This window comes from Corynebacterium sp. AOP40-9SA-29, from assembly GCF_052377405.1.
Lineage (GTDB): Bacteria > Actinomycetota > Actinomycetes > Mycobacteriales > Mycobacteriaceae > Corynebacterium.
This window is the reverse complement of sequence record NZ_JBQSWR010000019.1, coordinates 1-3451: the sequence shown is the minus strand read 5'-3', so window position 1 is coordinate 3451 and position 3451 is coordinate 1. Positions and strand designations below refer to the sequence as shown.

General features: G+C 66.5%; 7 protein-coding genes. All 7 read left to right on the top strand.

The genetic code is table 11. From position 1 onward, the window contains the following. Positions 1-492: hypothetical protein (locus ACT3SZ_RS16360; RefSeq protein ID WP_444620408.1), on the top strand; the 492-nt coding region annotated here is incomplete at its 5' end. After that, a complete protein-coding gene (locus ACT3SZ_RS16355) occupies positions 489-1166 on the top strand; it encodes a hypothetical protein (protein WP_444620406.1) in 678 nt (225 codons plus the stop codon). The genes ACT3SZ_RS16360 and ACT3SZ_RS16355, both read left to right, overlap by 4 nt. Continuing rightward, a complete protein-coding gene (locus ACT3SZ_RS16350; protein ID WP_444620405.1) occupies positions 1163-1591 on the top strand; it encodes a hypothetical protein in 429 nt (142 codons plus the stop codon). Before ACT3SZ_RS16355 ends, ACT3SZ_RS16350 begins: the two co-directional genes overlap by 4 nt. A 17-nt stretch (positions 1592-1608) precedes the next feature. After that, positions 1609-2175 carry a hypothetical protein gene (locus tag ACT3SZ_RS16345; RefSeq protein WP_444620404.1) on the top strand — a complete coding sequence of 189 codons (567 nt, stop codon included), beginning with the start codon at positions 1609-1611 and terminating at the stop codon, positions 2173-2175. Positions 2176-2392: 217 nt separating this feature from the next. Further along, positions 2393-2581 carry a hypothetical protein gene (locus ACT3SZ_RS16340; protein WP_444620402.1) on the top strand — a complete coding sequence of 63 codons (189 nt, stop codon included), beginning with the start codon at positions 2393-2395 and terminating at the stop codon, positions 2579-2581. Next, the gene (locus tag ACT3SZ_RS16335; RefSeq protein ID WP_444620400.1) at positions 2574-2861 is read left to right on the top strand and encodes an HNH endonuclease; all 288 of its coding nucleotides are present in this window, start codon (positions 2574-2576) and stop codon (positions 2859-2861) included. The genes ACT3SZ_RS16340 and ACT3SZ_RS16335 overlap by 8 nt, the downstream gene beginning before the upstream one ends. A 198-nt stretch (positions 2862-3059) precedes the next feature. Further along, positions 3060-3371, top strand: coding sequence for a terminase small subunit (locus ACT3SZ_RS16330; RefSeq protein ID WP_444620399.1), 312 nt, complete (start codon positions 3060-3062; stop codon positions 3369-3371). Positions 3372-3451: the final 80 nt, after the last annotated feature.

The window sequence follows — 3451 nt, the reverse complement described above, 5'->3', positions numbered from 1 at the left end:
GACGAACTGCGGGAGGCGGTGTCCGGGCTGCCGGTGGAGTCCAAGCTGAAGCACCAGATCGGCTCCCTCGCTGATCGTGTGGAAGAGATGGAGGAGCGCACCCGCCAGGCAGAGTCGTACGCCGGTGAATACCACCAGGCGATCCGCGAGCGCGACGAGGCCCGCGCCGAGGTGGAACGGCTGACCGCCCAGGTCGCCCGCCAGCAGCAACTTCTCGAACTCAACGGCGTCCCCCGTGACACGGTCGTCCTCCCGGACGCAGGGAGCACTCCCGCCCTGCCAGACCCCGCCGACGTGCCCGCAGGCGAACCGTGGCTTGTGCGTGACGACCAGGGGCTGTGCCTGGGCCTGCGCTGTGACCCGGACGACCGAAAACAGCCGTGGTGCCTACTCCGTGTGCACAACGGGACCATGAGGTGGCGCACCGACGCCGACGTGACTCTCATCCGGCCGGTGAACATCTCAGGGCTCAACCCCGAGGAGACAGCATGACCTACATCGACGACGGGATTCAGGTAGTGGACGACCTCGAATGGAACGTAGTGCGCGGCGGCGACGATCCCTCCGTCCACGACATCGTCGAAGCCCTGGACGCTGCCGGTCGCCTCATGCCCGACCTTCCCGCCGGGGTCCGGGACAACGACGGGGCGCTGGTATGGAAATTGTCCGACGACCCACACACCGAGATGTGGCTGGATGAAGACGAGCACGGCCAACTCTGCATGGGCTGCCACGGGATCGACGAGTACCTCCGCCGCGGTGCCGACCCCGTCCGAATGAAAGCAGTCGCCCTTGCTCTGCTCGCCGCAGCCAACTATGCCGAGGAGCACCAGAAAATGATCCCGCATCGATTCGAAGTCGAACACGTACTTCTTAACCTGGGGATGACCTACCAAGAAGTGGAACATCTCCTCGACCAGGAACTGCCTACTCCCCAGTGGCCGAAGTACACCGTAACCACTCGCACCCACGAGATCGGCGCTTGCGTGGTTATGGAGGTCGCCACCAACCTCGGCCACGAGAAGCGCTCCATGACCAGGACCATCCACCAGGACTTCCTCACATTAGGTCGTGTGTCCCTTGAGGACGTCGAGAAATGGTGCGTCCGTGACATCGCCGCAGATATGGCAGACAAGGCCGAACGAGTAGAGGAGGCAGGGGAGTGAGCGGCACGATCAGCGGGCTGCTCGGCATCCTTGCTGGAGCCGCGTGCGTGTGGGGCTTCTACCTCCTCACCGAGTGGCGCGAGCAGCGGGCACGCAAGCGCCACCGGCTGCGACCCGAGCCGAGCGCAGGTCCGCACGTCGCCGGAACCATCGGCGGGGTCGAGACCCCCACCGAGGATCCCTTCGTCACCGGCGTTTACCTGCCCTCTATCCCTGATCCCCGACCCCAGCCCTGGTACCGCATCCGCTATCGGCCAGGCATCGGAGCATGGGCGATCTACGAGTGGAAGCCCGAGTGGGTGTACAACCCGAGCGCGTACGCCGGAGGGCCATTGCCCGGCGAGTGGGTGATGAAAACCCTGCTCCCGACAGGACACGCCGCCATCAGCCTCATCAACCAGAGCCCCGCCACCGAGCGGGACTAACCGACTAGGAGCCGCGAATGACGACACCGGACGAATTGCGCACCATCCTCCAGCGCCTCGCCGGCTACTGCGCCGCGATCGAGGATGACCTGCACGACAGCGCGTACCCCGCCGCCGCGTCCTCCAACGCGGGGGCTGCGCCGGTCGGACCCAAGGGCAAACCCCCGTGCTCGATCGTCGACCTGGACTACATCATCGAAGACGTCGCGCCGATCATCCGCGGGTGGTGCACCGCCCTGCAGAAAGACGGGCACCGCACCGGCCTGCCCGTCGGACAACCGCTCAACGTGTGGGTCGCGTGGCTCGCCCGACACCGCGATACCCTCCTCGCCATGCCGTGGGCCGACGACGCCGTCGACGAACTCGCCGACCTCGCCCGACAATTGGGGGAGAGGTTGCACCCGCCGGAGCCCAACACCGGCAAGGTCAGTGACTACCCCACGGTGGCCGAACTCGCCACGGCTGTGGGGTGCACCCCGCAGGCGATGCACAAGCGCCTGGAGCGCAAGGGCATTCGCCCCATTCGCGTGATCGCAGGGGAGAACGTCTACGAACGCGCGGCGCTTGACCAGGTGGTGAGGTGACCTGTCCAAACCTGTGTTACGCTTTGCGTAGCGTGAACTGACCCCGGCCAGTCTTTCTCCCCTCACAGGGCGACAGGGACTGGACCGGGGTTCAGTCATGCACGGGCGGTAGTCCGGTCTGATTGTGGGGATTAGTCCAGTGAGGCACCAGCCACGCACACACGCGGCTGGTGTCGATCTGCATCAGTCCCCACCCCCACCAAGCAGAGGAGACACCATGGCAGTGAAGGTCATCACCTCGAACCCAAACTTCGCTGGCAACAACGACGTGTACCAAGGTACCGACGAGTTCGCCGAGGACAACGGACTGCTGATCGTCTCCGACAAGGACACCCGCATCATCGCCATCTACAACCGTGGCTGCTGGGACTCCGTCCTCGTCGTGCCCGACCGCGCCGATGGCTGACCAATGGAGCGACCGGGCAGGTAAAGATCTCGCCCGGAGGTACAAGGCACACAGCCGAGAGCTCGGCCTGGTCTGCTGGCTGTGTCACCAGCCCATCGACTACGACGCCGCGGCCCAGACCTCCGAGGCCTTCGAGCCCGACCACGTCATCCCGCGCACCGTCGCCCCGGAACTCGCCCTCGACTGGGATAATCTTCGCCCGTCTCACTGCTCGTGCAACCGCTCCCGTGGCCCGCGTGCCGTGCCCCTGCCGATCGGCCCGCAGACCCGCGCCTGGTAGCCGCCCGCGCCGCAGCCGTGCCGCACCCGTGAAGCCCCACCCCCGTGCCGCACCTGTGAAGCCCCGCAGGGGAGGGGGGCAAAAATCACGAGACCGAAATCCGACGGCCGGTGACATGGGGTGGAGTGGCCTCTCTCTCCGAAACCGAAGGGGGGTCGCGCGCGGAAAGAGGGGTCACCCCACAGAGAGGAGGTCGGCATGCCCGACATCGAACCGGCCTACGAGGTCGCCGGCACCGAGCCGGTCACCAGCCGCATGCGCGCGGCCGTGCGCCGCTCCATCGAGCTGGCCGACCACCTGGAAGACACCGACGCCGGAGACATCGCCCTGGCCTACGAACTCGCCGACGTCATCGACACCGCCGTGGACTCGGGGAACCCAGAGATGATCCACCGGGCCTCGTGCGTGCCGATGCCGACGCTGCACAAGATCCTGACGTCGCTGGGGCTGAACCCGGAGGGGCGGAAGAACCTCGGCCTCGACGGCGAGGACGACGACGAGGACTGGTGACGCATGGCGGTGGTGGGAGCAACGGCCCCGCGCCTGTACACCCCGCCGCTACGTGAGCTCACCGAGGAAACCTCGTGGGG